At 29.2% G+C, this 26,644-nt stretch carries 27 protein-coding genes and 1 riboswitch; of the genes, 17 read left to right on the plus strand and 10 right to left on the minus strand.

What is annotated here, in order from left to right; translation table 11 throughout:
* The first annotated feature begins 10 nt into the window (after window positions 1–10).
* The 9 genes from hydE to ACRCZX_RS08140 all read left to right on the plus strand — a co-directional run bounded on the left by hydE (window position 11) and on the right by ACRCZX_RS08140 (window position 10,402).
* Window positions 11–1,057 carry a [FeFe] hydrogenase H-cluster radical SAM maturase HydE gene (hydE, locus tag ACRCZX_RS08100; protein ID WP_438582419.1) on the plus strand — a complete coding sequence of 349 codons (1,047 nt, stop codon included), beginning with the start codon at window positions 11–13 and terminating at the stop codon, window positions 1,055–1,057.
* Window positions 1,042–2,433, plus strand: coding sequence for a [FeFe] hydrogenase H-cluster radical SAM maturase HydG (hydG, locus tag ACRCZX_RS08105; protein WP_438582420.1), 1,392 nt, complete (start codon window positions 1,042–1,044; stop codon window positions 2,431–2,433). Before hydE ends, hydG begins: the two co-directional genes overlap by 16 nt.
* 9 nt (window positions 2,434–2,442) lie before the next feature.
* Window positions 2,443–3,630: a [FeFe] hydrogenase H-cluster maturation GTPase HydF gene (gene hydF, locus ACRCZX_RS08110; protein ID WP_438582421.1), complete on the plus strand. Its 1,188-nt coding sequence runs from the start codon at window positions 2,443–2,445 to the stop codon at window positions 3,628–3,630.
* 121 nt (window positions 3,631–3,751) lie between these two features.
* Complete coding sequence (locus tag ACRCZX_RS08115; protein ID WP_438582422.1) at window positions 3,752–5,050, plus strand: Na+/H+ antiporter family protein; 1,299 nt, start codon at window positions 3,752–3,754, stop codon at window positions 5,048–5,050.
* A gap of 21 nt (window positions 5,051–5,071) precedes the next feature.
* Window positions 5,072–6,604, plus strand: a complete 1,533-nt coding sequence (hutH, locus tag ACRCZX_RS08120) for a histidine ammonia-lyase (protein ID WP_438582423.1) — start codon at window positions 5,072–5,074, stop codon at window positions 6,602–6,604.
* Between the two features lie 20 nt (window positions 6,605–6,624).
* The gene (gene ftcD / locus ACRCZX_RS08125) at window positions 6,625–7,521 is read left to right on the plus strand and encodes a glutamate formimidoyltransferase (RefSeq protein ID WP_438582424.1); all 897 of its coding nucleotides are present in this window, start codon (window positions 6,625–6,627) and stop codon (window positions 7,519–7,521) included.
* Between the two features lie 18 nt (window positions 7,522–7,539).
* Window positions 7,540–8,787, plus strand: a complete 1,248-nt coding sequence (gene hutI, locus ACRCZX_RS08130) for an imidazolonepropionase (RefSeq protein WP_438582425.1) — start codon at window positions 7,540–7,542, stop codon at window positions 8,785–8,787.
* An 8-nt stretch (window positions 8,788–8,795) separates the two neighbouring features.
* Entirely contained in the window at window positions 8,796–9,434 is a 639-nt protein-coding gene (locus ACRCZX_RS08135; RefSeq protein WP_438582426.1) for a cyclodeaminase/cyclohydrolase family protein, read from the plus strand.
* Between the two features lie 20 nt (window positions 9,435–9,454).
* Complete coding sequence (locus ACRCZX_RS08140; protein WP_438582427.1) at window positions 9,455–10,402, plus strand: Gfo/Idh/MocA family protein; 948 nt, start codon at window positions 9,455–9,457, stop codon at window positions 10,400–10,402.
* Window positions 10,403–10,430: 28 nt separating this feature from the next.
* Here the strand turns inward: ACRCZX_RS08140 and ACRCZX_RS08145 are convergent, their stop codons facing one another.
* The 7 genes from ACRCZX_RS08145 to ACRCZX_RS08175 all read right to left on the minus strand — a co-directional run bounded on the left by ACRCZX_RS08145 (window position 10,431) and on the right by ACRCZX_RS08175 (window position 15,584).
* Window positions 10,431–11,747, minus strand: coding sequence for an amidohydrolase (locus ACRCZX_RS08145; RefSeq protein WP_438582428.1), 1,317 nt, complete (start codon window positions 11,745–11,747; stop codon window positions 10,431–10,433).
* A gap of 31 nt (window positions 11,748–11,778) precedes the next feature.
* The gene (locus tag ACRCZX_RS08150; RefSeq protein ID WP_438582429.1) at window positions 11,779–12,246 is read right to left on the minus strand and encodes a hypothetical protein; all 468 of its coding nucleotides are present in this window, start codon (window positions 12,244–12,246) and stop codon (window positions 11,779–11,781) included.
* Between the two features lies 1 nt (window position 12,247).
* Window positions 12,248–13,048, minus strand: coding sequence for a DUF3100 domain-containing protein (locus ACRCZX_RS08155; protein WP_438582430.1), 801 nt, complete (start codon window positions 13,046–13,048; stop codon window positions 12,248–12,250).
* A gap of 174 nt (window positions 13,049–13,222) precedes the next feature.
* Window positions 13,223–13,933, minus strand: coding sequence for an energy-coupling factor ABC transporter ATP-binding protein (locus ACRCZX_RS08160; RefSeq protein WP_438582431.1), 711 nt, complete (start codon window positions 13,931–13,933; stop codon window positions 13,223–13,225).
* On the minus strand, window positions 13,921–14,616 hold the full coding sequence (locus ACRCZX_RS08165; protein WP_438582432.1) for an energy-coupling factor transporter transmembrane component T family protein: 696 nt from the start codon (window positions 14,614–14,616) through the stop codon (window positions 13,921–13,923). Before ACRCZX_RS08165 ends, ACRCZX_RS08160 begins: the two co-directional genes overlap by 13 nt.
* Window positions 14,597–14,881, minus strand: coding sequence for an energy-coupling factor ABC transporter substrate-binding protein (locus tag ACRCZX_RS08170; protein ID WP_438582433.1), 285 nt, complete (start codon window positions 14,879–14,881; stop codon window positions 14,597–14,599). Before ACRCZX_RS08170 ends, ACRCZX_RS08165 begins: the two co-directional genes overlap by 20 nt.
* The gene (locus tag ACRCZX_RS08175; protein WP_438582434.1) at window positions 14,874–15,584 is read right to left on the minus strand and encodes an energy-coupling factor ABC transporter permease; all 711 of its coding nucleotides are present in this window, start codon (window positions 15,582–15,584) and stop codon (window positions 14,874–14,876) included. Before ACRCZX_RS08175 ends, ACRCZX_RS08170 begins: the two co-directional genes overlap by 8 nt.
* A 24-nt stretch (window positions 15,585–15,608) precedes the next feature.
* Window positions 15,609–15,786, minus strand: a riboswitch (cobalamin riboswitch).
* 131 nt (window positions 15,787–15,917) lie between these two features.
* Here ACRCZX_RS08175 and ACRCZX_RS08180 point away from each other — a divergent pair.
* The gene (locus ACRCZX_RS08180; RefSeq protein WP_438582435.1) at window positions 15,918–16,127 is read left to right on the plus strand and encodes a hypothetical protein; all 210 of its coding nucleotides are present in this window, start codon (window positions 15,918–15,920) and stop codon (window positions 16,125–16,127) included.
* Window positions 16,128–16,169: 42 nt separating this feature from the next.
* Window positions 16,170–17,564 (plus strand): amidohydrolase, encoded by a 1,395-nt coding sequence (locus ACRCZX_RS08185; RefSeq protein ID WP_438582436.1) that lies wholly within the window; start codon window positions 16,170–16,172, stop codon window positions 17,562–17,564.
* A gap of 46 nt (window positions 17,565–17,610) precedes the next feature.
* On the opposite strand, the gene ACRCZX_RS08190 is transcribed toward ACRCZX_RS08185, so the two are convergent.
* The gene (locus tag ACRCZX_RS08190) at window positions 17,611–18,585 is read right to left on the minus strand and encodes an NAD(P)-dependent oxidoreductase (protein ID WP_438582437.1); all 975 of its coding nucleotides are present in this window, start codon (window positions 18,583–18,585) and stop codon (window positions 17,611–17,613) included.
* A 144-nt stretch (window positions 18,586–18,729) separates the two neighbouring features.
* Here ACRCZX_RS08190 and ACRCZX_RS08195 point away from each other — a divergent pair, with 144 nt between their 5' ends.
* The 6 genes from ACRCZX_RS08195 (at window position 18,730) to ACRCZX_RS08220 (ending at window position 24,558) form a co-directional block, all read left to right on the plus strand.
* Entirely contained in the window at window positions 18,730–20,406 is a 1,677-nt protein-coding gene (locus ACRCZX_RS08195) for an FAD-binding protein (protein WP_438582438.1), read from the plus strand.
* 18 nt (window positions 20,407–20,424) lie between these two features.
* Complete coding sequence (locus ACRCZX_RS08200; RefSeq protein ID WP_438582439.1) at window positions 20,425–20,847, plus strand: VanZ family protein; 423 nt, start codon at window positions 20,425–20,427, stop codon at window positions 20,845–20,847.
* Between the two features lie 109 nt (window positions 20,848–20,956).
* Complete coding sequence (locus ACRCZX_RS08205) at window positions 20,957–21,910, plus strand: ABC transporter permease (protein WP_438582440.1); 954 nt, start codon at window positions 20,957–20,959, stop codon at window positions 21,908–21,910.
* Window positions 21,900–22,868 (plus strand): iron chelate uptake ABC transporter family permease subunit, encoded by a 969-nt coding sequence (locus ACRCZX_RS08210; protein WP_438582441.1) that lies wholly within the window; start codon window positions 21,900–21,902, stop codon window positions 22,866–22,868. The genes ACRCZX_RS08205 and ACRCZX_RS08210 overlap by 11 nt, the downstream gene beginning before the upstream one ends.
* A complete protein-coding gene (locus ACRCZX_RS08215; protein ID WP_438582442.1) occupies window positions 22,865–23,620 on the plus strand; it encodes an iron ABC transporter ATP-binding protein in 756 nt (251 codons plus the stop codon). The genes ACRCZX_RS08210 and ACRCZX_RS08215 overlap by 4 nt, the downstream gene beginning before the upstream one ends.
* A gap of 8 nt (window positions 23,621–23,628) precedes the next feature.
* On the plus strand, window positions 23,629–24,558 hold the full coding sequence (locus ACRCZX_RS08220; RefSeq protein WP_438582443.1) for a siderophore ABC transporter substrate-binding protein: 930 nt from the start codon (window positions 23,629–23,631) through the stop codon (window positions 24,556–24,558).
* A gap of 23 nt (window positions 24,559–24,581) precedes the next feature.
* Here the strand turns inward: ACRCZX_RS08220 and ACRCZX_RS08225 are convergent, their stop codons facing one another.
* Both ACRCZX_RS08225 and ACRCZX_RS08230 read right to left on the minus strand, forming a co-directional pair.
* Window positions 24,582–26,024, minus strand: coding sequence for a DUF4403 family protein (locus ACRCZX_RS08225; protein WP_438582444.1), 1,443 nt, complete (start codon window positions 26,022–26,024; stop codon window positions 24,582–24,584).
* 29 nt (window positions 26,025–26,053) lie between these two features.
* On the minus strand, window positions 26,054–26,644 hold a 591-nt coding region (locus tag ACRCZX_RS08230), incomplete at its 5' end, for a [Fe-Fe] hydrogenase large subunit C-terminal domain-containing protein (RefSeq protein WP_438582445.1).

A 26,644-nucleotide genomic window follows, 5' to 3' on the forward strand; every position in this document is an offset into this window, starting at 1 on the left:
GAGGTAAAAAATGAGAGTATTAATTGACAAATTATACAATACAAGTAATTTAGACAAAAATGAATTAGAGATGTTATTAAATAATCTAACTTCTGAAGATAGAGACTATTTAATAGATAAAGCTTATGAAGTTAGGCAAAAAAATTATGGAAAAACAGTTTTTTTTAGAGGTTTGATAGAAATTTCAAACATCTGTAAATATGATTGCTTTTATTGTGGGATAAGAGCTTCAAATAAAAAAGCTAAACGATATAGATTATCAAAAGAAGAAATTTTAGAGTGTTGTAATACTGGTTATTCTTTAGGATATAGAACATTTGTTTTTCAAGGAGGAGAGGATAGCTATTTTAGTGATGAAATTTTAGAAGAGATTATAATTACTCTTAAAAAACAATATTGTGATATAGCAATTACCCTTTCTTTAGGAGAGAGATCAGAGGATTCTTTTAAAAGATTATATAAAGCAGGAGCTGATAGATATCTTTTAAGACATGAAACAATGAATAAAGAGCTATACCAAAAATTACATCCTAGAATGTCCCTTCAAAATAGAATAAACTGTTTAAAATCACTTAGAGATATTGGATATGCAGTAGGAAGTGGATTTTTAATAGGATTACCTGGTTTAAAGTTATCTGATTATAAAGAAGATTTGATGTTTCTAAAAGACTTAAAACCTCATATGGTAGGAATTGGACCATTCATTCCACACGAAGATACACCGTTAAAGGATGAAATTGGTGGAACTGCAGAAGATACAATTACACTTCTAGCTATAATAAGATTACTATTACCTGATGTATTGCTTCCAGCAACAACGGCGCTGGGAACAATAGATCCTAAAGGTAGAGAAAAGGGATTTAGAGCGGGAGCTAATGTAATTATGCCAAATCTATCTCCTATGGAGTGTAGAGAAAAATATTCTCTTTATAAAGGGAAAGTTTTTCTAGGCAATGAATCAGCACAGGAAAAAATAAAAATTGAAAAAAGTGTTATAGAAGCAGGTTTCGAACCAATACTTAAAAGAGGAGATAATATAAGATGGAAAAGGAAATAAACTTTATAAACCAAGAATATATTGAAAATTTATTAATTGAAGCTAAAGATACAAACTATAAAGAGATTAGTAGAATTTTAGATGCAGCACAAAATAGAGAGGGCTTAACTCATAAAGAGGTAGCTTCACTATTAGAAATTAAAGATGAAGAGCAAAAAAGAAGACTTTATAAAATCGCAGGAGAGTTAAAAAAGTCAATTTATGGAAATAGAATAGTTGTTTTTGCTCCACTTTATGTAAGTGATTACTGCGTGAACAATTGTACTTACTGTGGATATAAAAGAGATAATGATTTTCCTAGAAAAAAACTTTCAAGAGATGAAATACAAAAAGAAGTTAAACTTTTAGAAAAAATGGGACATAAAAGATTGGCACTAGAGTTAGGAGAAGATCCTATAAATGTTCCTATTGAATATACTCTAGATGCTATTGATGCTGTTTATACTACGAAGTTTGAAAATGGTGCAATAAGAAGAATTAATGTGAATATAGCAGCAACAACTGTCCAAAATTACAAAAAGTTAAAAGATGCTGATATAGGAACATATATTTTATTCCAAGAAACATACCATAAACCAACTTATGAAAAGGTACATCCAAAATCTTTAAAAGGAAATTATGAATATCACTTAACCGCTTTTAATAGAGCGATGGAGGGTGGAATAGATGATGTTGGTGGAGGAGTTTTATTTGGATTAGCTGATTACAAATATGAAATAATATCTTTAATGCTTCATAATGAGTATTTAGAAGAAAATTATGGAGTTGGATTCCATACAATTTCTGTTCCAAGAATAAAAAAAGCAGAGGGAATGAGCTTAGAGGAATATCCACACCAGATAGATGATGATACTTTTAGAAATATAGTTGCTATAATAAGGCTGGCAGTTCCGTATACAGGAATGATTCTTTCAACAAGAGAAACAGCAGAGCTTAGAAGAGAGCTAATAAAGTATGGAATATCACAAATTAGTGCTGGTTCATCAGCGGATGTAGGAGGTTATTCAGATAGAGAAGAAGGTAAAACAAGAACTCAATTTGAACTAGCTGACCATAGAACACCATTAGAAGTTTTAAAAGAGCTTCTAGATGAAGATTACATCCCGAGTTATTGTACAGCTTGCTATAGAATGGGAAGAACTGGAGACAGATTTATGGAGCTTGCAAAAAGTGGAAATATCCAAAATGTTTGTTCACCAAATGCTCTTTTGACTTTGATGGAATATGCAATGGATTATGGAGATGAAGAGTTAACAGAGAAAGTAAAAACAGTAATAGCTAGAGAGTTAGAAAATATAAGTAGAGAAGATATAAAACAGTTGACTAAGGAAAAATTAGAGAAGATAAAAAACGGAGAAAGAGATCTATATCTTTAAGGAGAAGCGATGAAAAATACACCCAACTCAAATAGATTGCATATAGGGATTTTTGGTAAGACAAATTCTGGAAAATCTTCTCTAATAAATGCTATAACAGAGCAAAATATATCTATAGTCTCAGAAGTAGAGGGAACTACAACTGATTCTGTAGTAAAAGCAATGGAGTTTTTACCATTTGGACCTGTTCTTTTTATAGATACAGCTGGTTTAGAAGATAATACTACTTTAGGCAAATTAAGAGTAAAAAAAACATTAGAAGAGCTTAAAAGAACTGATTTTGCAATATTGGTAATGGAAGCTCAAAAAATAGATTTGAAATTTTATAAAGCACAAGAAAATCAGTTTAAAAAATACAATATACCTTTTATATTTGTATTAAATAAAATTGATCTTTTGTCAGATATAGAGATAGATAGAATAAAAAATCTTTTCAAAAATGTAGTTTTAGTTTCAACTCTAAATAGAGAGAGTATTTTAAATTTAAAAAATGAAATTTTAAAAAATATAGAGAAAGCAGTAGAGGAACCGAAATTGTTGGGAGATTTAGTTCAGTACAACGGAAAAGTTTTAATGGTTGTTCCAGTTGATTCTGAAGCTCCAAAAGGACGTTTGATTTTACCACAAGTTCAATTGATAAGAGAATGTCTTGATCATGGTATAAAAAGTTATGTAGTGAGAGATACAGAGCTTCAAAGTGCCTTAGAGGATATAAAAGATATTGATTTAGTTGTAACAGATTCTCAAGCTTTTAAAAGCGTTGATAAAATTTTAAATAATCGAGCTAGATTAACAAGCTTCTCAATCTTATTTGCAAGACAAAAAGGAGATTTAGAAGATTTAGTTAAAGGAGTAAAAAGCTTAAAAAACTTAAAAGATGGAGATAAGATTTTAATATCTGAAACTTGTACTCATAATACATCTCACGAAGATATAGGAAGAGTAAAAATTCCAAAACTAGTAAAACAGTATTGTGGAAAAGATATTGAATTTAATTTTGTTGCTGGAAAAGATTTTCCAGCGAATTTGTCAGAATATTCTTTAGTTATTCATTGCGGTGCTTGCATGATAAATAAAAAACTTATGCAAAGCAGAATAGATGAATCTCAAAATTCGTTAGTGCCAATAACAAACTATGGTTTAGTTATAGCAGAAGTAACTGGAATTTTAGATAAATCTCTAGAGATATTTAAATAGAAAAACCCTCATTGATATAATATGTCAGTGAGGGTTTTTTTTGTTTACTATTGACTTCATTATTAATGTGGGGTAATATTAGTATCAATTAAGATTTGAAAAATTAAAATAGGAGGACGATATGATTTTTAATCCAGTAATACTATCGGTTACTACTATGATTCTACTCAGCTTATTAAAATTAAATGTAATTTTGGCAATACTAATTGCAGCGTTAGTTGCAGGAGTGACTTCAGGAATAGGAGTTAATGAAACAATGAGGGTATTAATTGGAGGTATGGGAGGGAACTCTGAAACAGCTTTGAGCTATATTCTTTTAGGAGCTTTAGCAGTTGCTATTAATAGTACAGGAGTTGCAGGACTACTTTCAAGAAAGATTTCAAAAATAGTGAGCGGGAAGAAATGGATGTTAGCTTTAATAATAGCAGTTATAGCTTGTTTTTCACAAAATTTAATTCCAGTTCATATTGCATTTATACCAATTTTAATTCCACCATTACTAAAACTGATGAATGGATTAAAAATGGATAGAAGAGCAATGGCTTGTTCTTTAACATTCGGATTAAAAATGCCGTATGTTGTTTTACCAGTAGGATTTGGATTGATTTTTCATGGAATAATAAGAGATCAAATTGTGAGTAATGGTTTAAATGTACAATTAAGTGATGTATGGAAATCAACTTGGATTTTAGGGATAGCAATGATAATTGGACTTTTGATTTCAATTTTTATAAGTTATTCAAAACCGAGAGAGTATAAAAATCTTTCTATTGCTGGTATGCAAGAGGATGTTCCAGATAAAATGGAACTAAAACACTGGTATACAGTAATCTCTGCAATTATAGCTTTTGGAATTCAACTATATACAGGGTCATTACCACTAGGTGCAATAGTAGCAATAGCTTTTATGGTAGCTACAAAAGTTATAAAATGGGATGCTATTGATGGATTAGTAAGTGGTGGAATAGGAATAATGGGGCTTATAGCTTTTATAATGCTAGTAGCTGCTGGATATGGTAGTGTAATAAGAGAAACTGGTGCAATCGCTCCACTTGTACAAAGTGTTGTGGGAGTAGTCGGTGGAAGCAAAATTTTAGGTTCGTTTGTTATGCTTTTAGTTGGACTTTTTGTAACATTAGGAATAGGAACATCTTTTGGAACAGTACCAATACTAGCAGCAATCTATGTTCCATTATCTATAGAGTTAGGAATTTCACCTTTAGGAACAATAGCTTTGATAGCTTGTGCAGGAGCATTAGGTGATGCAGGATCACCAGCATCAGATTCAACACTAGGACCAACAGCAGGTTTAAACGCTGATGGTCAGCATGATCACATAAGAGATACTTGCATACCAACATTTTTACACTATAACATACCTTTAATAATAGCAGGTGTAATTGGAGGAGTACTATTTTAATCTAAAAGGGGGAGGATTTTTTTGAAATTATTAATAGGAGACAAAAAATTAACTTTAGAGGATTTAGTAAAAGTAACAAGACAAAATTATGAAGTAATAATTTCTGATTCAGCAAAAGAAAAAATAGCAATAGCAAGAAAATTAGTAGATGAACATGTTGAAGAGGGAAAAGTAACTTACGGAATAACAACAGGATTTGGAAAGTTTTCAGATAAAGTTATTTCAAAAGAGGAAACCGCTACTTTGCAACGAAATTTAATAATAAGCCATGCTTGTGGAGTTGGGAATCCGTTACCAATAGATACAGCTAGAGGAATAATGTTGTTAAGGGTAAATAACTTAATTCAAGGACATTCTGGAATACGTCAAATAGTAGTAGATTTACTAGTAGAGATGATAAATAAAGAAGTGACACCATATATTCCAGAAAAAGGTTCGTTAGGAGCTTCTGGAGATTTAGCACCACTTTCACATATGGTTTTAGTTATGCTTGGATTAGGAAAAGCTTATTATAAAGGAGAGTTATTAGAAGGAGAATTAGCTTTAAAAAAGGCGAAAATAAAACCATTAGAAAGTTTATCTTCAAAAGAAGGGCTTGCTCTTATAAATGGAACTCAGGTTATGACATCAGTTGGAGCTCATACTGTTTATGATGGAATAAATTTGATGAAACACTTAGATATAGCAGCAAGTTTATCTATGGAAGCTTTAAGAGGGATAATCTGTGCTTTTGACCCTAAAATTCAAGAAGTAAGAGGACATCTAGGACAAATTACAACAGCTAAAAATATCAAAAAAATTCTAAAAGCGAGTTCGTCTATAACAAAGCAAGGAGAGTTAAGAGTTCAAGACCCTTATTCACTAAGATGTACACCACAAATACATGGAGCAAGTAAGGATGCTTTAAACTATATAAAAGATAAAGTTGAAATAGAGATGAATGCTGTAACTGATAATCCAATTATTTTCCCACTTCAAAATGAAGTTTTATCAGGAGGTAATTTCCATGGACAGCCTGTGGCACTACCTTTTGATTTTTTAGCGATAGCTTTGGCAGAGATGGCAAATATATCAGAAAGAAGATTGGAAAGATTGGTAAATCCATCTTTAAACAATGATTTACCAGCATTTTTAGTAAACAATGGAGGGTTAAATTCTGGATTTATGATTGTTCAGTATAGTGCAGCATCTTTAGTTTCAGAAAATAAAGTTTTAGCTCATCCTGCTTCTGTTGATTCAATACCATCTTCTGCAAACCAAGAGGACCATGTTTCAATGGGAACAATTGCAGCAAGAAAAGCCGCTGAAATTTTAGGAAATGTTAGAAAAGTTATAGCTATGGAGATTTTAGGTGCATGCCAAGGAATAGATTTAAGAGTAATAGAAAAATTGGGTAAAGGAACTAAACCAGCTTATAAATTAGTTCGAGAGGTTGTAGAGTTTTATGATAAAGATAGAGTTATGTATATTGATATCGAAAAAGTTGAAGAGTTAATTAAAACTAATAAAATAGTCGAAAAAGTTGAAGAAAGTATTGGTGAATTGAAAATATAAGTTGGGGGAAGTGATAAGGTATGAAAAAGCTAGTTCAGTGTGTTCCAAATTATAGTGAAGGAAAAAATTTAGAAATAATAGAAAAAATAGCAGCACCATTTAAAAATAATAAAAATATAAAATTTATGGGATGTGAACCAGATCCAGATTATAATAGAACTGTTATAACTGTAATAGGAGAACCAGACGATATAATTGAGGCTGTTGTTCAATCTGTTGGAATAGCAGAAGAGTTGATAGACATGAGAATTCAAAGAGGAGAGCACTTAAGAATGGGAGCGACAGATGTAATTCCATTTATACCAATAAAAAATATTACGATGTCTGAGTGTGTAGATATATCAAAAGTAGTTGCAAAAAAAATTTCAGAGAGCTTTAATATTCCAACTTTCTTATATGAAGAATCATCTACAGCACCAAATAGGTATTCACTTCCATCTATAAGAAAAGGTGAGTTTGAAGGAATGATTGAAAAGTTAAAGTTAGATGAATGGCAACCAGATTTTGGAGAGAGATCACCACATCCGACTGCTGGAGTAACAGCTGTTGGAGGAAGAATGCCTCTTATAGCATACAATATAAATTTAGATACAACAAATATAAATATTGCTAAAGAAATTTCAAAAGCAATTCGATTTTCAAGTGGTGGATTTAAATTTATACAAGCAGGTCCAGCTGAAATAAAAGAAAAAGGATATGTCCAAGTTACAATGAATATAAAAGATTTTAAGAAAAATCCAATTTATAGAGTTTTTGAAACTGTAAAAATGGAAGCTAAAAGATATGGAGTAAACGTAATTGGAAGTGAGATAATAGGGTCAGTCTCTATAGAAGCACTTTCAGATTCAATACAATATTATCTAGGTTTAGAAAATTTTAGTGTAGAAAAAATAATAGAAAATGAATTACTAAAGTAGAATTTATGAGGTGGGTATATGAACGCAGATTTAATAATTTACAACATAGGACAGTTAGTTACAGGAAAAGAGTTACCAATAATCGCCAGTGAAAGCCCGATGGAGAATATAGAAATTTTAAAAAATGGATATATAGTTATTTGTGGAAGTGAAATAATGGCTGTTGGTTCTGGAGATGTTCCATCAAAGTTGATAAAATTTACAACAAAATTAATCGATGCTGAAGGATGTGTTGTAACTCCAGGAATGATAGATTCTCATACTCATCTCGTGCATGGTGGATCTCGAGAAAATGAATTTGTAGAAAAAATTTCAGGTGTTTCTTATTTAGAAATTTTAGAAAAAGGTGGTGGAATACTAAGTACTGTAAAAGCAACACAAGATTCAACCGAAGCAGAACTTATAGCACGAGCTAAAAAAAGTTTAAAAATAATGATTTCATATGGAGTAACAACAGTAGAATCAAAAAGTGGTTATGGTTTAGATAGTGAAACTGAATTAAAGCAGTTGAGAGTAAATGAAATTTTGAATCACGAACAAGAAGTAGAGATTATATCAACATTTATGGGAGCTCATGCTTTACCAGAAGAATATAAAGATAACAGAGATGAATTTATTCAAAGTGTAATAGATTTATTACCAATAATAAAAGAAAGAAACTTAGCTGAGTTTTTTGATGTCTTTTGTGAAGAAGGAGTTTTTTCAACTGAAGAAAGTAGAAAAATGTTTTTAGAAGCACAAAAATATGGATTTAAATTGAGAATACATGCAGATGAAATTAAGAATACAAAAGGTGCAGAGTTAGCAGCAGAATTAGAAATGTATTCAGCAGATCATTTGATGGCTATTAGTGAAGAGGGGATAAAGAGTTTAAAAAATAGCAATGTAATAGCCAATCTTTTACCAGGAACATCATTTAGCTTAGGAAAAGAGTATGCACCAGCAAGAAAAATGATAGATGCAGGAATTCAAGTAGCATTATCAACAGATTACAATCCAGGGTCATGTCCAACAGAGAATCTTCAACTTATAATGCAGATAGCAGCATTAAAATTAAAGATGACTCCAAAAGAGATATTTAAAGCAGTTACTATAAATGCAGCAAAATCACTTGGACGTGAAAAAAGAATTGGTTCTTTAGAAGAGGGTAAAAAAGCAGATTTTGTAATGTTTGATGCAAAAAATATAGAGTATATTTTATATCATTTTGGTACGAATCATACAAATAAAGTGTTTAAAAATGGATGCTTGGTTTACAAGAGATAGGAGGAATTATGAAATTAGTAGATTTATCAGTTAAAGATTTTTTAGATAGTGTTGATTCAAAAAGTCCTGCTCCAGGAGGAGGCTCAGTTTCGGCTTTAGTTTCAACTCTTGGTTGTACTTTAGCTAGAATGGTAGCACACTTAACTTTTGATAAAAAAAAGTTTAAAGAGTTACCTTTAGAAGAGCAAGAGTTATTTATAAAAAGTTTCCAAAAGATAGATAAATATAGAATTGCTTTAGAAGAATTAATTGATAAAGATACAGATGCTTATAACTCTGTTATGTCAGGATATAAATTACCGAAAGAAACCGAGGAAGATATAGTTTTAAGAAAAGCTACTATAGAAAAAAGTCTGAAGTTGGCAATAGAGGTTCCACTTGAAATTTGTAGAATTTCAGAAAAAACTTTAAATTTATTAAAAATTATATTAAAATATTGTAATCAAAATGCAATTACAGATTTGGGAGTTTCAGCAATACTTCTATACTCTGGAATAGAGGGTGGAGTTTTAAATGTGAAAGTTAATTTAAATGGATTAAGTGATAATGTATTTAAAAAATCAACTTTAACTAAATTAGATGAGATATTAAAAATTTCAAAACAATTAAAAACTTCAATCTTAGAAGGAGTAAATAAAAGTTTGTAATTTTAAAATTAGGGGGAAAAATGTTAAACATAGCAGTTGTAGGAACGAGCAATATATCTCACGAGTTTGTAGATGCCATAAATAAAGTTGAAGGTTGTAGATTAAAAGCAATATACTCAAGAAACTATGAAAAAGGGCTTCAATTTGGGAAGAAATATTCTGTAGGTGACATAGTTACAGATTTTGAAGAGCTTTCAAAAAGAAAGGATATAGATATAGTTTATATAGCTAGTCCAAATTCTATTCATTTTGAGCAGACAATTCAACTTTTAAAAGCTAAAAAAAATGTATTGTGTGAAAAACCTATGGGAATAAGTGAATTTGAAGTAAAAGAGATGTATACAACAGCTCATAAAAACGGTGTTTCTTTAATGGAAGCGATGAAAAATACATTTTTACCGAACTTTAAATCAATAAAAGAAAATCTTTATAAAATAGGTGTAGTAAGGTCTTTTGTTGGAAATTTTTCACAGTATTCATCAAGATATGATAGCTTGAAAAAAGGTGAAGTTAGTAATATATTTAATCCATCTTATGGAGGTGGAGCTCATCTAGATTTGGGGGTCTATCCACTCTACTTTCTTTTGAGATTATTTGGTATTCCTTCTAAAAGTGAGATGATGAATTATAATTTGAGTACTGAAGTTCCTGGAGCTGGCTGTGTTGTATTAAAGTATGAAACGATGATAGCAACAATAATATATTCAAAAATTACAAATAGCTATTTACCGAGTGAAATCGCTGGTGAGAATGGTTCAATACTAATAAATAGTATATCAAATATAGATAATGTAAAAATCCATTATAAAAATGGGGAAGTTGAAGATATCACAGTTTCTCAAGAGAAAAATGGTATGGTTTATGAATTAGAAGAATTCTTAGATCTTGTGAAAAATGGTAGAGTTGAGTCAAAGACAAATACAGAAGAGATATCGAGAGAGGTTATTAAGATTTTAACTAAAAAATAGAAGCTCACATATGTGAACTTCTATTTTTTTAAGCTTTTATTACTTTATCATTTGACTCCATAAAAGTTAAATACTCTTTTTTAGTCATAACTGGCTTGAAATTATCTAAAATATTTTTTGCTACTTTTGCTTCATTAAATAATAAATCTACAACTGTTAATGCTAAAGCTTTTGATGGCATTAATATTGCAGTTTCTTCATCTACAGTTTTAAAATCTCTTGTGTGAAGAGCTCCATTTATCCCACTAAACATTGGATGTAATGTAGGCATCAGATGAGAAACATCTCCAAAATCAAATGACCCTGTAAAATCTCCACCTTTTATCATATCATTTTTTAATCCTAGATATTCTAAATTTCCTTCTAAAACATCTTCCATTAAATCATGTTTTAATATTGGTAAATACCCAGGTAACTCTGTTATCTCTATTTCTGCACCAACAGCATATGCTCCTGCAATTAATCCTCTGTTTACTTTTTTGTTAGCATCAATCATACCATCTATTGTTCTAGCTCTTACATATGATTCCATTCTTACATCAGCTGGAACAGAATTAACTATATCTCCACCTTTTGTTATAATCGGATGGAATCTTACTCTATCACTATCTTTAAATGTTTCTCTTTGAGCATGAACATTATTTATTCCTAACATTGCTGCATTTAAAGCATTTATTCCTTCGTGAGGTGCTGATCCAGCATGAGACTCTTTTCCTATAAACTTAACTGTTTTTCCAATAAAACCATTACTCACTGGTCCTGTTAAAACTTTTTTATCTCCTAAATCTAAAGCATGAAACATAACCGCCATATTGACATCGTCAAATGAACCATTATATATCAACTCTTGCTTTCCACCAAAGTATTTTATTTTTCCCTCTTGTCTAAGCTTTGTTCTATATTCTAATTCTACAAATTCTTCTGCTGGAGTTGCCATAAAATCTACTTTTCCACCAAGTTCTGATAAAACTCCTGATTTTATAAGTCCAGTTGCTGCTCCAAGCATTCCTGCAATTTGAATATGATGTCCACAAGCATGAACTACTCCTAAATCATTTGAATCACAATGATCATTACAAGAGATAGCATCAAGCTCTCCTAAAATTGCTATTTTTGGACCAGTTGATTCTTTATTAGCTCTAGCTCTACATCCTGTATAAGCAATTCCTTCTTCTACTTCTAAATTCAACTCGTTTTTAAAATAATTTGAAACAATACTTGTTCCTTTAAATTCTTTATAACCAAGTTCAGGATTGTCATACATTTCTTTTCCAGCTTTTAAAATTAAATCTCTATTATCATCAATGGCTTTTATTACTCTTTCTTTAATTTCATTTAAGTTCATAATTTTCAACTCCTTAATTTATATTTGATAATTAAATAACTCCTTGGATTTTTAATACTGTTTGAGAAATTAATGCACATGCAAAGAAAATACTTGTAAATACTACAATCGCAATTATTACTATTTTCCAAGACATAGCTTTTAATTCTTCAATTTTATTTCCCACAGATATTCCTGCGAAAGCTAACATTGGTGTACATAATGGCATAAATTCTACTGTTCCTATTTGAGGAACAAATAGTTTAGATATTGAAAAAGCAGGTATACTAACGAGCATTCCAACTATTGTAGCTAATGCATATGCAGGTAAAGGGAATTTTGGGAAAGCATCTTTAACAGCAAAGCATCCTAAAGCTAATGATATTATTAAAAACATTCCAGGTATTGCTCCTAAAAATTGTTTGTGCATTCCTAATGCTTGACCTGCTAAAACTATAATTCCTGTTATTGACATAAGTATAAAATACAATACATATTTTTTCAAATCTAAACTACGCATATTATCTCACTTCCTTTTTTATAAACTTTGGTGCTAGTTTTTTATAATACCATTCTGTGAATGGTAATGAAATAAATACAAGAATATTTACTCCAGTTATACCTGATAACATATTACTTGTTGACGCATATGCAAAAACTTGATCTGCATATTTTGGTCCAGCGGCTTCTGCAAGAGAAGATGCTGCAGCGGTCATCATACTTCCACTTCCTACACCACAAGCCATAGCTAAAGCTAATGGATGTATACCCGTATATATAGCTACAGATCCAAGTACTCCAAAGAATACTGTTCCTACTATTGTTCCTGCTAAATAAACACCTAAAACTCCATTTCCTTCTGGAGATGCAATTCCATATTTCTCTCCAATTACACCTAACGAGGCTTCTCTACTAATACTTGATCCAGCACCTATAGATTCTCTTGTTAAACCTAATTTTAAAGCTAATGGTATTGCTATAAGAGGAGCCAATACATGTCCAAATTCTTGTGCTAAAAATGCTGGGCCAGCTTGGACAATTTTATCTAAATTAGGTCCTACAAATGTTCCTAATTTTATTCCTAACATTAATAGAATCAGCATAACCATATCACCAGCTATTTTCATCTCTTTTTCTCCGATAATCGCTTTTAATTTACCAATTCGTTTTCCTAATAAATCAGGTGTTAGTAATATTCCAATAACAACTGCAAATAACATTGGAAATAAAGCTACTTTTCCTAGTTGAACTTTTCCAATAATCTCACAAGATAATGAAATAATTGCTACAACTAAAAATACATTAATTCTGTTTCTGTTCATAAGATTCTCACTCTTCCTTAATTTTATTTATTTCAAAAATGTCCTTTATAGAACTTTGATTTAACATAAAATAATACTACTTTTTGAAAGCTAAGTCAACTTTTTTTATACATTCACTTAATAAACTGATATAAATTTGTTGTTAATAAATAGAGTTGAAGTACCTTAAAAAAACTATCTTAATCTACAAGAATCTAATAAATCGCCATCTTTGAATAGATCAACATCACCAGTTCTTGTGATTGCTCCATTTTTTATGAAAATATAACTACCGTTTAATTCTTTTGCAAAATTTATATCATGTGTGCTTAAAACTATTGTTTTTCCAATAGATTTTAAATATATAAGCATCTCTTTCAATTTTTTTTGCTGATAAGGATCTAACCATGTTGTAGGCTCATCAAGAATAATTGCTTCGGGGTCCATTGCTAAAACTCCAGCTATTGCAACCCTTCGTTTTTCTCCGTAACTAAGCATCTGTGGAATTTTAGTTTTTAAGTGTAAAATGTCACACATCTCCATAGCTTTTTGGGACTGAGATTTTACTTTTTCATTATTCCAATTTAAATTCAGAGGTCCAAATTCAATATCACTTTCTACATCAGGTCCAATTAATTGAATATCTGGATCTTGAAAAATATAGCCTACATTTTTTATTAAATTTCTTTTTTCATTTTTATTATAACGAATAAATTCATTTTTAAATAAGAAATCACCTTTAGAAACTTTATTTATTCCTTTTAATAACATAAGAAGCGTTGATTTTCCAGAACCATTTTCGCCCATGATTATAGATATCTCTTTTTCTTTTATATTTAAATTTATACTTTTTAAAATTGGTGTATTTTTATCATACCAAAATTCAACATTTTTTAATTGAAACATCTTTCTAGCTCCTTTAAAATTAGTGTAAATAATATTAAGTACGAGCTACCTAGAAAATAATCGATTATTTTTAAAGAGTAATTTATCTCGTACATTTTAAAAGTGTTTTGGTAATTTCTACAATAAAGAGCTGTATTAAAATTTTCCATATCCGAGTAAACTTTTTTAAACATTCCATTAAATAGGTATCCTGTATCTCGAAATGATTTTTTAAATGAGTTAAAAGCACCTCTATTTATCAAAGCTAATTTCACTTCTTTATAGTTTTTTAACATTATAGTTAAAAATTTAAACATATATATAATTATTTCACATAAAAACTCTGGTATTTTTATTGTTCTGAAGATATAGTATAACTCTTTTATCTTTATATCTAAAGCAAATAAAGATACTGCTGTAAGAGTTGTAAAAACTCTTACAGCAGTATCATAATCTATTTTAAAAATAAGTTTTCCTGATTCGAAAAAAATACTTTGAACAAATAATGTTGGAACAACAAAGACTAATGCAGGTAAAAAAAATGTTATTTTTTTCTTTGACGATACATCTTTCAATATCAATAAGATAAAAGTCCATAAAAATATGAAAGCATGCGATAAAAGATTGTTATTTATTCCTATTAAGACAATGTTTAAAAAACAAAAACTAGCTTTTTTAATAGGATTATTTAATATTTTTTGCATATCTTTTTCCTTTTATATTTCCTATAATATAACCAACGATTCCAGCACCTATTGCTGCTTGAAGAGAAAATAAGAAAGTTTCCATCTCGCCACCTAAAGGTGGAAAAATATTTTCAAACCACGGTTTATATGTTGGATTTATTGACATTATTAAATCTTCAGCTTGAGCATCAGAACCAGCGAAATCACCACCTATAATAAATAGTGGAATAAAAACTATAAGTATAACAACTAAAACAAGCCAAAAAATATTTTTTTTACACATTTTTAATCACCTCATCACTTTTTATAAACTCTTCTTTTTGTAAAATTGAAACAAGTATAACACTTATTATTCCTTCTACAACTCCAAGAGGAATTTGAGTAACTGCAAATAGTGACATAAACTTAATTAAACTTTCTACAAAATTTACTTCTCCATGAGAAAGAGTAAGCTGTAAAGCTGTACAACTGTATGTAGCTAAATTTCCAATAAAAGCCGCTAAGAATATTCCAATTTTTTCTTTACCTCTGTTTTTGAAGAAGTTATAAATGAAATAAGCAACAACAGCACCAACAACAGCCATAGAAATTGCATTTGCTCCAAGAGTTGTATAACCACCATGAGCTAAAAAAGTAGCTTGGAAGAATAAAACAATGGCACCTATAACAAATATTTCAGCAGGACCTAATAAAATAGCTCCTAATGCAATTCCAGTAGCATGAGATGAACTACCAGTTACAGAAGGCAGTTTAATTGCTGAAATAACAAAAATAAAAGCACCGACTAAAGCAATAATCTGTTTTTTTTCTAAGTTTTTTGCAGAAGATTTTAATTTCTTTAGACCATAGAAAAAAAATGGTAAATAGAGTACTGACCAAAATATACTCCATTTGAAAGGTAGATAACCTTCAGCAATATGCATACTATAAGTAGGCACCGTAAATAAAGTAAATAATAAAAAGATAAAACCAAAATATTTTTTCATGTTTCCTCCTCTGTCCACGCAGAATAATAAAATATATATATGGCAGTTCTCCTGGCTCAAATTCATTTTACTTCTAGGCCTTCCCAATAAAATATCAGTGGCATTTCTAGTTTCATCGTCTTTACAGTGGCGGGACCGCATATGCTTTTCACACATTTCTCTTTTAATCGATTTATTTCGAACCATATGTTTAATAATAAACTATTTTTTTGATTTAGTCAACAAATGAATACACTATAATATTAAAAAAATCTAGAGTAAAATTGACTTTTTCTATTAAAGACTTTATAATTAAATGTAGTTTAAATTATAATTCAATAAAAGGATGGTTTTATGAAAAATAACAGTTTTCTACAAAATAAAAGAAAAAGAACTCTTTTCTTTTTAAATGTAATAATGATTTTATTTGTAATATTTCAATTAAGTCAGATTGGCTTAAATAACTCTGAAAGTATGACATTTGTATTGTTTTTGTTTGGAGATCTTTTATTGTTAACTTATCAGATAATTGAAATTATAAAAGGTTATTCAAAAAAGCAATAATTTTATTGCTTTTTTGAAAAATTATTAAAGCGGGAGGATTAAGTGAAAAATTATTTAAACGGGGCACTAGTAATAGGTAGCTTATTTATTGTTGGATGTAGTTCTTTAGTTCAAAAAAAAGAATTGGCAAATATAATAATAATAAATGGAACTATATTAACAATGAATGAACAAAGAGAGGTTTTAAAAGATGGAGTTATTGTTATAAAAAATAATAAAATAATTTCAATAGGAAGTAAAGATTTATTAAAAAAATATAACGCAAAAAAAGTAATAGATGCACAGAATGGAATTGTTATGCCAGGTATGATAAATACTCATACACATGCATCAATGACTGTATTTAGATCTCTTGCAGATGATGTACCAGATAGACTTAACAGGTATATTTTTCCTTTAGAAAATAGAATGGTAAGCCCTGAGATGGCTTATATAGGTGCAAAGCATGGAGCGGTTGAAATGGCTTTAGGTGGAGTTACAACTATGGTTGATATGTATCTGTTTGAAGAGAGTGCTGCTGTTGCAGTAAAAGAAGTTGGATTAAGAGGAATTATGACGCAGAATATAATTAAATATCCAACAGCAGATGGAAAAGAAAAAGGTGAAAGTTTAGCAAGAGCAATTGCTTTTGTAGAAAAATATAAAAATGATGAATTGATAACTCCTGGTTTTGGACCTCATGGTCCACATACAGTTACTAGAGAAGAGTTATTAAAAATAAAAGAGCTTTCAGAAAAGTATAATGTACCTGTTTCAATGCACGTAGCAGAAACAGAGTTTGAATTCAATAAAATAAAAAAAGAGTTTAAAATGACTCCTGTTCAGTATTTAGATTCATTAGGTCTTTTGAATGAGAGATTAATTGCAGCTCATAACATATTTGTAACAGATAGTGATATAGAGTTAATGAAAAAAAGAGATGTTGGAATAGCACATAATATGGTTGCAAATATAAAATCAGCAAAAGGTATTTCACCAGCTTTAAAAATGCATGATATGGGATTAAGAGTTGGATTGGGAACTGATGGTCCTATGAGTGGAAATACTTTAGATATAATTGGACAAATGGGATATGTAGCTAAATTACATAAATTAGATACAAAAGATAGATCTGCATTACCTCCTAAAAAAGCTGTTGAGATGGCAACGATAGGTGGAGCAAGAGCTATTCATAGAGAAAAAGAGTTAGGAAGTTTAGAAATTGGAAAATTAGCAGATATAACAATAGTTGAAACAAGATCTATAAATATGAATCCGATTTTTGATCCATATTCAGCATTAGTTTACTCAGCTAATGCAAGTAATGTTGAATTTGTAATAGTAAATGGAAGAATAATTGTAGAGAATAAAAAGATAAAAACAGTAGATTATAAAAAAGTAATTGAAGCTACAAATGAATTTGGAATGAAAGTAAAAGAGATTGCAGTAACATTATAGAAATGAAAAAAGTGTAGTTCAAAAAATATGAACTGCACTTTTTTTCTTAAATTAAATTATTATTAGCATCTCCAGTTTTATAGAAACTATCTAAATTAGTTAAAGCTGATTCTACCATATCAGATACAGCTTCTTCAGTATAAAAAGCTTGGTGAGATGTTATAGAAACATTTTTGTGAGAGATTAATTCTTTAAGGATATCATGATTAAAGTTTGAGTGACTACAATCTCTATGTAAAATTCCAACTTCACCTTCAATTGTATCTAAAGCGAGAGCTCCAATCTTTCCATTATTTAAAAACTTTAAAAGAACAGATGTATCAATCAATTCTCCACGAGCAGTATTTATAATGATAACACCATCTTTCATTTTTTTTAAAGTTGATTCGTTAATAAGGTGTCTATTTTCTAGAGTTAAAGGTGAATGTAATGATATAATATCACTTTTTTCAAAAATTTCATTTAAAGAAACATAGTGAAGAGTTTCATCAGTTTGGTAAAGATCATAAACATGTACAGTTGCACCTAAAGCTTTAAAATGTTGAGCTACAATTTTCCCGATTTTTCCTGCTCCAACTATTCCAATCGTAGAATTACGAATCTCTTTTCCAATAAGGCTCTTTAAAGAAAAGTTATATTCTGATACGTTAGAAAATGTTTCAGGAATTTTACGAAGTAGATTAAATGCCATCATAACTGTAAATTCAGCAACAGAATACGGAGAGTAAGTAGAATTGCTTACTTTTATATTTAATTTCTTTGCTGAGTTTAAATCAATATTATTATATCCAGTGCTTCGACTTGCAATAAATTTGATTTTGAATAAAGCTAGAACTTTTAAAACTCTAGAATCCACATCGCAATTTCCTAAAAAAGTAACAGCATCGTAGCCTTCTGCTAAATGTACAGTATCATAGTTTAAACTTTGTTTTTCTAAATCAATATTTAGATTTAATTCGTTTTTAAATTTCTCAAAAGCTAATTTTTCATCATCTCTTACAGCAAAAGCTAATATTTTCATAAGATATCATCTCCTAATTTAGATATTTGTTTCGTTTATTGTATCACAAAGAAATAATTCATGTTTAGAAAATACTTAAATATTGATAAAAATAGAAAATCATGATATTATTTTATACAGATATTAAAACAAAAAGGGGAAAAAATGAACGTAGATAGGTATAAGTTAGCAGTTGTTTTAGTGGGGTTAATATTTTTAGGTTGTGGAACAGAAAAAAAATCTGTAATAGGAAAAGGAAATGGATTTTCAGGTGAATTGAAAGTAAATGTTGTAACAAGTGGAGAAAAAATAGAAAATATAGAACTGGTTTCAGATAATGAAACATCTCATATTATCTCAAGAACTTTTCCAATTCTAAAAGCTAGAATTTTAAAAGAACAATCTCCAATCGTAGATAGTGTATCAGGAGCGACATACACATCTTTAGGAATTAAAAGAGCAGTAGCTTCAGCTTTAAAAGATGGTGGAAAAGATTTTGGTAGAATAACGATCAAAACAAAAGCACCAGAAAAACAGATAGCATATTTAGATGAAGTAAAAACAGACTTGATAATAGTTGGTGGAGGACCTGCAGGTTTAGCAGCAGCAATATCAGCGAAAGAAGGAGGATTAAACAATATAATCTTAATAGAAAAATTAGATATATTGAGTGGAAATGGTAAGTATGATATGAATTTCTACGATTTGATTAATTCATCAGCTCAAAAAAATGCAGGAGTAGAGGATTCAGTAGAAAAGCTAATAGCTGACAATGCGAATAAAATGGATACACGAGAAAGAACACGAGTTCAAGCAGAAGGTGCATTTAAGTTGGATTCTTGGCTTAGGTCTATGGGAATTGAATTAAATCATTATTATGGAAAAAGAGGGCATATGGCTGAAAGTAACGCTTATGCTGGAGAAGAAGTTCAAGATGGAATGGAAGCTAAAGTAAAAAGTTTAGGAATTGATGTTAGAACAGGTACAAAAGGAATAGACTTTATTGTTGAAAACAAAGTAATAAAAGGAATAAAAGTTCAAAATAAAAATAACTTTTATGATATAAAAGCAAAAGCCGTTATAATAGCAACAGGTGGATTTTCTGCTAATAAAGAGTTATTGGCAAAGTATTCTCCAGGAACAGAGAAGTTACAAACTTCAAATCAATTAGGAGCAACAGGAGATTTTATACCTGTATTTGAAAATAATGATATTAAATTAGCAAATTTAGAAGAGTTAAACCTCTTTCCATTTATAGTTAAAACAACAAGAGATTTAACTGGTGGTGGAGATGGATTTATGCTTGTAAATTCAAATGGAGAGAGATTCTTGAATGAAAATATCTCAAAAGATAAAAGATTTGAAGCTGCTCAAAAAATATTAGCTCAACCTGAAGGAAAAGCATTTTATATCTATGATGAAAATCTATTCCAAAGTAGTTATCGTTTACAAAAGCATCTTGCAAAAGGATATCATATTAAAGCGGATACTTTAGAAGAGTTAGCAAAAAAATTAGAAATATCAGCTGAAAACTTAGTGCTTACAAGAGATTCTTTCAATAAAGCAGTACGTGGAGAATCAACAGATACTTTTAGAGAAAAACCTTTTAAAAGAGAGTTTAAAACAATAGGACCATTCTATGGAGTAGAAGTTGAGTCAGCTGTTCATATGACTAGGGGTGGAGTGGTTGTAAATGAAAAAACAGAGGTTATAAATAACACTGGAGATGTTGTTTCAGGCTTATTTGCAGCTGGAGAAGTAACAAATAGTAGTGCTGCTTATAGTGCCGCAGTAATATTTGGTCGTATAGCAGGAGAAAATGCAGCAAAGTTTATAAAATAAAATGAAAAGAGTAGGATTATGATAAAAAGAGAATCAATCTTTAAAATTTCATCAGTATTAGTGATGTTGACAATATTTTGGTTTTCACACCAAAATGGAGAAGAATCTTTAAAACAATCAAATTTTATGTTACAGTATCTAAAAGATTTATTGGATATCTTTAATTTAGACGTTAGAAAGTTAGCTCATTTTACAATATATTTTATATTGGGAGCGAATTATTTTTTAGCATTTAAAGAGCTAACTTTTGAAAGTGCAGTAAAATCAATAGGGTTAACTATGCTATATGCAATTAGTGACGAGTTTCACCAAAGTTTTATTCCAAATAGAGGACCAGCAGTTAAAGATGTTTTAATAGATACTTCTGGAGGAGCTTTAGCAATTTTAGTTATAGTAATGTATTTAGATTTTAAAAATAGGAAATATGCTTTAGAAAAATGATTGCTATAAGCAGTCATTTTTTTTCACTCCTAAATTTAATGTTGACAAAGCTGAATATTTTGATATAATTTAATTTGTAATACAAAATATTTAAGTTTGTGGGGGTTGGATGAAAAATATAGCAATAACAATGATTATAATTTTTTTGGGAATCATCTCTATTTTTTTAGGGGTAGCAAGTGTTAATTTATCTGATATATTTATTGAGGGAAGTAATAGTAACAATATAATATTCCTAAGCAGAGTTCCAAGAACAATAAGTATCATAGCTGCTGGATTTGGAATGAGTATTTGCGGGCTTATTATGCAGCAATTGACTATGAATAAGTTTGTATCTCCAACAACTGCAGGAACTGCTGATTCTTCAAAGTTAGGGATTCTAGTAGCATTACTATTTTTTCCAAAATCAACAATGATGTTTAAAATGTTGATAGCAACATTGTTTTCAATAGCAGGAACTTTTTTATTTTTGGGAATAGTTAGAAAGATAAAAGTAAAAGATAATGCCTTAGTACCATTAATTGGAATGATGATAAGTGGAGTATTAAGCTCTTTAACTATGTTTTTCGCATATAAAGGAGATTATATTCAAAGTGTAAACAGTTGGATGTTTGGAGATTTTTCAGGAGTTTTAAAAGGAAATTATGAATTGCTCTATGTAACTGTTCCACTTATTTTGACAGCATTTTTCTATTCAAAAAGATTTACAATATCTGGAATGGGAGAGGAATTTTCTGTTAACTTAGGAATAAATTATAAATCAGTTGTAAATATAGGCTTAGTATTAGTTTCTTTAATTTCTTCGTTAGTTATGATAACAGTTGGAGGGATACCGTTTTTAGGATTAATTATTCCAAATATAGTTTCGATGTTTTTTGGAGATAATCTTTCAAAAAATCTATATTTAACAGGATGTTTAGGAAGTTCATTTTTACTGTTATGTGATATTTTAGGAAGAGTAGTAATATATCCACATGAAATCCCAATTGGTATGATTACAGGGGTTATAGGAAGCGGAATATTTTTAATTATGATTATAAGGAGGCTAAGTTTTGAAGAGTAAACATAAAAGGATTGAAAACATCCTATTAGGCCTTTTAGTAGCTGTACTTCTAGGAATAGCATTATTCCTTTTTATTGGTGTAAATAAAATGAACTTAAAATATTTAATTTCAACAAGAACAATAAAAATATTAGGAATGATTTTAAGTGGAATCTGTGTTGCAGTATCAACCTTGATATTTCAAACAGTTACAGATAGTAAAATATTAACTCCAAGTGTGATGGGTTTAGACTCAATGTATGTTTTTTTACAAACAATGACAATTTTTATATTTAAAAAATCAATACCTAGTTTAACTTTACCAATTCCAAAGTTTTTTATAACAATAATCTTAATGGTTTTAGTTAGTCTTTTTCTCCAAAAATTTTTTACAGGAAAAAGTAAAGGTAAATTATTGTATATGATTTTAATAGGAATGATTTTAGGAACATTTTTAGATAGTTTATCAGGTGGGATTCAAATGATTATGGATCCAGATGAATTTTTAATTTTACAAAGCAGTTTGTTTGCAAGTTATAGTAAAATTAATGGTAATTTATTAGCAATATCATACTTAATAGTTGGAGGAGTATTATTCTCATTAAGAAAAGATTCAAGACGGTTAGATGTTTTAAGTTTGGGTTATAGTCAATCTATAAATTTAGGATTGGATTATAAAAAATTATTGAAAAAAAATCTAACAATAGTAGGTATATTAGTTTCTATTTCAACAGCAACAATAGGACCAATTGTATTTTTAGGACTTTTAACAGTAAATATATCTCGAGAAATTTTAAAAACTTATGAACACAAATACCTTATTGTAAGTTCTATATTTATGAGCGTATTATTTTTAATAGTAGGACAACTTATTATAGAAAAAATATTTAATAATAGTTTTCCAGTTGGAACTGTAATAAATTTTGTTGGTGGAATATATTTATTATGGATTTTATTAAAAGAAAGGAGAGTTGCATGATAGAGATAAAAAATATAAGTAAAAAGTATAGATCGAAATATGTTGTTAATGATTTGAGTACAGAAATAGTTGAAGGTAAGATAACTTGTATAATAGGACCAAACGGAGCGGGTAAAAGTACGCTATTAAATATGATAAGTCGTTTAACACCTTCTGAATCTGGTGAAATTATAATAGACGGGAAAAGAATTGAAGACTGGGATAAAGCTGAACTATCTAAAACTATGGCTACTTTAAAACAAGAAAACACAACAAATGTGAGATTGACAGTTTATGAGTTAATATCATTTGGAAGGTTTCCACATAGTGCTGGAAGATTAAATTCTGAAGATAAAAAAGTTATAGAAGAAGCTATACAATATATGAATTTAAATGAATTTCGAGATAAGTATTTAGATGAATTAAGTGGTGGACAAAAACAAAGAGCATATATAGCTATGACAATTGCTCAAAATACAAAATATATCTTACTTGATGAACCTTTAAATAACTTAGATATGAAAAGTTCAGTTGCAATGATGAAGATCTTACAGCAGCTTGTAAAAGATTTGAATAAAACAATAGTGATAGTAATGCACGATATTAATTTTACATCTGTTTATTCAGATTATATATTAGCTATGAAAAATGGAAAGTTAAAGTATATGGATAAAACTCAAAATGTTGTAGTAAAAGAAAAATTGGAAAAACTATATGAAATGCCATTTCATATTGAACAAATAAACAAAAAAAATATATGTGTTTATTTCTAGGAGGGAAAATGAAAAAAATATTAGGGTTGTTAAGTTTTATTTTAGTGGTTTGTATAGGAGGATTTATTTATTTAACATCAACAGATGAAAGTGTTTCAGATGGTGAAAAGGTAGTAATAAATCATATTATGGGAACTACAGAGGTTGTGAAAAATTCCAAAAGAGTTATTGTATTTGATTATGGAATAGCAGAGATGCTAAATACAGCAGGCATAGAAATAATAGGTCTTCCAAAAGAGGGAATGCCTAAATTCTTATCAAATTATAAAGATGAAAAATATATAAATGTAGGTGGCTTAAAAGAGCCTAATTTAGAAAAAATATATTCAATAAAACCAGATTTAATAATAGTTTCAGGTAGACAAGAGCCGTTCTATGAGCAACTTTCTAAAATAGCTCCAACAGTTGGATTAACAACAACTGGAGAGGATTATATTAAAGTTCTTCAAAATAATATAGAAATTATAAGTAAAATTTTTACTAAAGGTGAAACTTTAAAAAACAATTTATTAACTATAGAAAATAATTTAACGGTTATTAAAGAGAAAGTTGAAAAAAATGGATTGAATGCTTTAGTTGTTCTTTCAAATAATGGAAAGTTATCTGCTTATGGATTAAAATCAAGATTTAGTATTATATATGATTATTTAGGTTTTAAAAATCTAGAATCAATAACAGCTTCAACACATGGTAGTAAGATAAATTTTGAATATATTTTAGAAAAAAATCCTGATTATATATTTGTAGTAGATAGAAGTGCTGTTGTTGGTGGAGATGTGTCAGCTAACAAAGTATTCGACAATGATATTGTAAAAGCAACAAAAGCAGCTAAAAATAAAAAAATAATTTTCTTGGATGCTGAGATTTGGTATACAGCAGCAGGTGGAATAAATACAACTCAAAAAATGATTGATGAAATATCAGCAGCATTAAACTAAAAAAGAGAGCTAGGCTCTCTTTTTTAGTTTTGAACTATTTCAATAGTAGATTTTCCAATTACTCTAAATGTAAGTGATAAAAATTCATCGTTTATATTTAAATTATCAATAGTTAAATTATCAATACTTGATTTTAAGTAAACATTTTTATCAAGTTCAATATTTTTTACTTTTTCTTCAAGAATAATTTTAAGAACGCCAACTTCTTTAGCTGAATTAAAATTAAGATATTTCTTTTGAATAATATCTTTTACTTTATTTTCAAATAATTTATTTAATAGATTAAGTACAAAACTATCACTTTGAAGAACATAATCAAAATTATCAACATTTAAAGTATGGGTTGCTTTATCAAAAGTAGGTTTTAAATGTGCAGTGATAGTACCTTTAGGATTTAATAAACTAAAAATAGATAACTTGAAATCTCCTTTAATAAAAAACGTTTTATTTTCAGAACTTAAATTTACATCAGATATATTAGATGTGATAGCTGAAGTAATTTTAATATCTTTATCTTTTAAATTGCTATTGATTATATTGTTTAAATTACTATAATCAGCTAAAATAGGAAGAACAATATTGAAATTATCATCTACAAATCCAAAATTCATTTCAGGTAAATTTTTCAATTGAAGAGTTTCAGGTTTGTCTCCAAAAAACATATTCAAATCCACATCAGCACCAACTTTGATACTTAAATCATCAGTCGAGCTTACCATATCAGAATATCTAGCGGATTTTGGATCTACAGTTAACCATAAGTTATAATCTTGATTTATTAGAATAGGATCTTTTAATTTTATCCAATTTTTTTCTACAATTGACTTTAAATCAAAAGCTCCAATTTTTTCATCTAACTCTTTTGTAGCTTTTTTCAGCTTTGAAGATATACTTTTTTCTAAACTATCACCAATATTGATATCAGTTTTAAGTTTCAATCCATAAACATCTAAGTTTAAAGGAATACTTTTATTTGAAATATTCAAAAAAGGCGAGCTATTAGTTTCTAATTTCCAATCTGGTGATATACTAACAGTGCTTTTAATTCCAGCATTACCATTTAGAATCATCTCTGTTCCATCTTTGTTACGACTCCAACTAGCTTTAAAGAGCCCAGATATGTCTGTAATAGCTTCAACCTCTTGCCCCTTGGCACTGAATAGTATAGGTGAACGATTTATCTTGTAGGTCCAAATAAAGGACTCTGAAGATTGAGAGAATTTTTTATCAATAGCACCTAATAAACTGAGTCCAGTTCCTAGGATGCCATTTTTATGACCATTAAAAATTTCACTTCCTGATCCAGAATCCTCAATAAGGTTTGGAAGCTGTTTATTGATTATATTTTCAACTACAGATTTTCGAAGTGATATATCCAAATCTACTTTAGAACGATTTTCTTCTGAAAAAAGAGAAAAACCAATTATAGAGTTTAAAATAATAAAATATAAAAATGTTTTTTTCATAAAACCTCCATCTAAAGGATCTCTAACTATTATTTATGTGACTTAAGTTTTGGGAAATATTTAGTATGTAAAAGCTCGTGAGCTTTTCTGCTTAACGGATAATCTAAATATTTATCGTATATAGCTAAAACTGCTTTGTTTTCATGAGATCTTCTTATTTCAGAGTTTTTATCTATACTATTTAATCCTTCAGCTCTTTTTTCAAGAACTTCTTGTTTTTTAATAGCTTTTGGTTGACCGCCACCACCAACACATCCACCTTTACATGCCATAATTTCAATAGCATGATAAAATTCTTCTCCAGCTCTTATTTTATCAAGCATTTTTTTAGCTTCTTCAAGTCCATGAGCGATACCAATACGAAGTTCAATATGACCAATAGTTAAATCACAACTTCTAAAACCATCCCATCCTCTTAAAGCTTCAAACTCGATATTGTCTATTCTTTCACCTGTAATCATTTCAATAGTTGTTCTAGTTGCAGCTTCAATAACTCCACCTGTTCTACCAAATATAATACCAGCTCCAGAATATTCTCCTAATGGATTGTCAAATTCTTCTTCTTCAACATTACTTAAGTCGATCTCTGTTTCTTTAAATATTTTAATTAACTCTCTTGT

The sequence above is a fragment of the Cetobacterium sp. genome, assembly GCF_051658645.1.
In the GTDB taxonomy this organism is placed as follows: domain Bacteria; phylum Fusobacteriota; class Fusobacteriia; order Fusobacteriales; family Fusobacteriaceae; genus Cetobacterium_A.

What these genes read in the sequence shown, in the direction of transcription:
- hydE (WP_438582419.1), top strand. Translation starts at nt 11, where the DNA reads ATGAGAGTATTAATTGACAAATTATACAATACAAGTAATTTAGACAAA.
- hydG (WP_438582420.1), top strand. Translation starts at nt 1,042, where the DNA reads ATGGAAAAGGAAATAAACTTTATAAACCAAGAATATATTGAAAATTTA.
- hydF (WP_438582421.1), top strand. Translation starts at nt 2,443, where the DNA reads ATGAAAAATACACCCAACTCAAATAGATTGCATATAGGGATTTTTGGT.
- ACRCZX_RS08115 (WP_438582422.1), top strand. Translation starts at nt 3,752, where the DNA reads ATGATTTTTAATCCAGTAATACTATCGGTTACTACTATGATTCTACTC.
- ftcD (WP_438582424.1), top strand. Translation starts at nt 6,625, where the DNA reads ATGAAAAAGCTAGTTCAGTGTGTTCCAAATTATAGTGAAGGAAAAAAT.
- hutI (WP_438582425.1), top strand. Translation starts at nt 7,540, where the DNA reads ATGAACGCAGATTTAATAATTTACAACATAGGACAGTTAGTTACAGGA.
- ACRCZX_RS08135 (WP_438582426.1), top strand. Translation starts at nt 8,796, where the DNA reads ATGAAATTAGTAGATTTATCAGTTAAAGATTTTTTAGATAGTGTTGAT.
- ACRCZX_RS08140 (WP_438582427.1), top strand. Translation starts at nt 9,455, where the DNA reads ATGTTAAACATAGCAGTTGTAGGAACGAGCAATATATCTCACGAGTTT.
- ACRCZX_RS08145 (WP_438582428.1), bottom strand. Translation starts at nt 11,747, where the DNA reads ATGAACTTAAATGAAATTAAAGAAAGAGTAATAAAAGCCATTGATGAT.
- ACRCZX_RS08150 (WP_438582429.1), bottom strand. Translation starts at nt 12,246, where the DNA reads ATGCGTAGTTTAGATTTGAAAAAATATGTATTGTATTTTATACTTATG.
- ACRCZX_RS08155 (WP_438582430.1), bottom strand. Translation starts at nt 13,048, where the DNA reads ATGAACAGAAACAGAATTAATGTATTTTTAGTTGTAGCAATTATTTCA.
- ACRCZX_RS08160 (WP_438582431.1), bottom strand. Translation starts at nt 13,933, where the DNA reads ATGTTTCAATTAAAAAATGTTGAATTTTGGTATGATAAAAATACACCA.
- ACRCZX_RS08165 (WP_438582432.1), bottom strand. Translation starts at nt 14,616, where the DNA reads ATGCAAAAAATATTAAATAATCCTATTAAAAAAGCTAGTTTTTGTTTT.
- ACRCZX_RS08170 (WP_438582433.1), bottom strand. Translation starts at nt 14,881, where the DNA reads ATGTGTAAAAAAAATATTTTTTGGCTTGTTTTAGTTGTTATACTTATA.
- ACRCZX_RS08175 (WP_438582434.1), bottom strand. Translation starts at nt 15,584, where the DNA reads ATGAAAAAATATTTTGGTTTTATCTTTTTATTATTTACTTTATTTACG.
- ACRCZX_RS08180 (WP_438582435.1), top strand. Translation starts at nt 15,918, where the DNA reads ATGAAAAATAACAGTTTTCTACAAAATAAAAGAAAAAGAACTCTTTTC.
- ACRCZX_RS08190 (WP_438582437.1), bottom strand. Translation starts at nt 18,585, where the DNA reads ATGAAAATATTAGCTTTTGCTGTAAGAGATGATGAAAAATTAGCTTTT.
- ACRCZX_RS08195 (WP_438582438.1), top strand. Translation starts at nt 18,730, where the DNA reads ATGAACGTAGATAGGTATAAGTTAGCAGTTGTTTTAGTGGGGTTAATA.
- ACRCZX_RS08200 (WP_438582439.1), top strand. Translation starts at nt 20,425, where the DNA reads ATGATAAAAAGAGAATCAATCTTTAAAATTTCATCAGTATTAGTGATG.
- ACRCZX_RS08205 (WP_438582440.1), top strand. Translation starts at nt 20,957, where the DNA reads ATGAAAAATATAGCAATAACAATGATTATAATTTTTTTGGGAATCATC.
- ACRCZX_RS08215 (WP_438582442.1), top strand. Translation starts at nt 22,865, where the DNA reads ATGATAGAGATAAAAAATATAAGTAAAAAGTATAGATCGAAATATGTT.
- ACRCZX_RS08220 (WP_438582443.1), top strand. Translation starts at nt 23,629, where the DNA reads ATGAAAAAAATATTAGGGTTGTTAAGTTTTATTTTAGTGGTTTGTATA.
- ACRCZX_RS08225 (WP_438582444.1), bottom strand. Translation starts at nt 26,024, where the DNA reads ATGAAAAAAACATTTTTATATTTTATTATTTTAAACTCTATAATTGGT.